This is a genomic window from Prevotella sp. AM42-24 (assembly GCF_003461825.1).
GTDB lineage: Bacteria > Bacteroidota > Bacteroidia > Bacteroidales > Bacteroidaceae > Prevotella > Prevotella hominis.
Window position 1 is genome coordinate 1 of sequence record NZ_QTXV01000132.1, and the last position, 1738, is coordinate 1738.

The 1738-nt window shown below is 37.5% G+C and carries 2 protein-coding genes; both read right to left on the reverse strand.

Annotated elements, in window-relative coordinates; translation table 11 throughout:
• Positions 1-123 precede the first annotated feature (123 nt).
• Entirely contained in the window at positions 124-582 is a 459-nt protein-coding gene (locus DW917_RS16570; RefSeq protein WP_118768835.1) for a hypothetical protein, read from the reverse strand.
• A gap of 51 nt (positions 583-633) precedes the next feature.
• Positions 634-1738 (reverse strand): RHS repeat domain-containing protein (locus DW917_RS17935; RefSeq protein WP_233524811.1); only part of this gene is annotated, 1105 nt, incomplete at its 5' end.

The following is a 1738-nucleotide window of genomic DNA, read 5'->3' on the forward strand; positions in this document are numbered from 1 at the left end:
CTGTGTCATCTTATGAGGGCGGTTGCGGATTTGAGGTTTATTAATACCACATCTTATGAGGTTTGCCACTTTTGTCTTGACTTTCTTCCAAGCTTTCCATATACACATGAGTATTCGTATAATTCATGTTAATTTTGATGTTAATTGAAATATATCGCGGTTCATAATGTTGTCAATACCAGAATATTCATCGTATAGTGTTTCAACCCACTTCTCATTCATATATTGCACTATTTCTTGATAATCCTTATCATTGGGATTTACGATTCTGAACATCTGACGAATACATTCATTGCCATCTAATTCTTGATAAATATACATAATTTTACTATTAGTAAATAGAATGAAATAAGCGGATAGCTCATCTTCGTGAATTGCCGCAATCTTATTATCATTTAAATCACTAACAATATTCCATTTTTGCTTATTAAAATTATCACTTGGTGATTTAACAAAATAAAAACTTGACGAATCGAAATATAGACATTTCTTTTGCATCATTATAATGATAGCCAATCCATACTGATTGTTGGAATACGGATAAGCTATTTCTTTATAGAATATAGACTTAATTTGTTCCATATTAAGCTTGTTTATGGTGGGTCTTATGGTATCCATAAGACCCACGTTTGTTTAACGACCACCTATCGGCATTCCTTTTTGAGTAACTACATCATAAACGGTTTCTGATACTTTCCTTCCAGAAATATAACCGAAAAAGCCACCTATTAATGCTCCAGCTGGTGCACCAACAACTTCACCGACTCCACCAACAGCGAATCCAATAGATGTACCTGCCATACAACCCAATTTGGCTCCAGCCCAAGCACCTGCCCATCCACCAGCTACAGATGTTACAGTTCGTGCATTGTAGCGTGAAGAGTATATTTCATAGGCATCAGCAGCTACTGCAGCAAATGTCAATACCCTGCCAGCTATTTTAATGCCATTAAGACCTTTTATTAGATTCTTTGGTCCAAAAATTTGCACTACGGTGCCATTATTTGCAACATGATCCGAAATGGCATAGGAATTTCCCAACTTATATACAGAAGCCCCTTTAGCATCCATCCATTTTCCAAGCTTTTTATATTTAAGGGCATCTACTTTTGCTTTCAATTCCGGAGATTGACGCAACTGCGAAGATGTATAACCCAATTCTGCTTTTGCTTCTAAATAAAACTCTCTCATTTGGCTATTTTTGACTTCTACAGCATGTGATACATCAATACCTTCAACAGCTAATGTCACACCACTACCAGTGCGACCAGTGCCTGAAGCATTTGCTATTGTAGAAAACCAATTATAGGAAGATAACTTACCATATTTAGTTGCATTGAAACCATTACGGAGTATTTTACCAGGATGCTGAGTATTATGATACAATGTTGGCGCATTATCTCCCTCTTCTCCATTTGGATCAATAAAGCGTATCGGATTGTTAAAAGTCTGACAATAACTTGTTATCCATGGATACTTCTCCTGCATTGGATCAGTTGACATCCACAGGCTAAGATGTGGGTCATAGTATCTCGCTCCATAGTAATACAATCCCGTCTCCTCATCGAATTCCTTCGCATTGAAAAGATAAGGCGTATTCCAAATGTTATTGCGCTCTTCTACGAATACCTCACCGAAAGGAACATACTCGATATGCTGCACCACCTCGCCGTCAAGGTTGGTGATGTAACTACTGCTACCCAAATGGTCTGGGTGGTAGTAGAATTGCATCTTCTCG

Coding starts and splice junctions, on each gene's coding strand:
- DW917_RS16570 (WP_118768835.1), bottom strand. CDS start 582: ATGGAACAAATTAAGTCTATATTCTATAAAGAAATAGCTTATCCGTAT.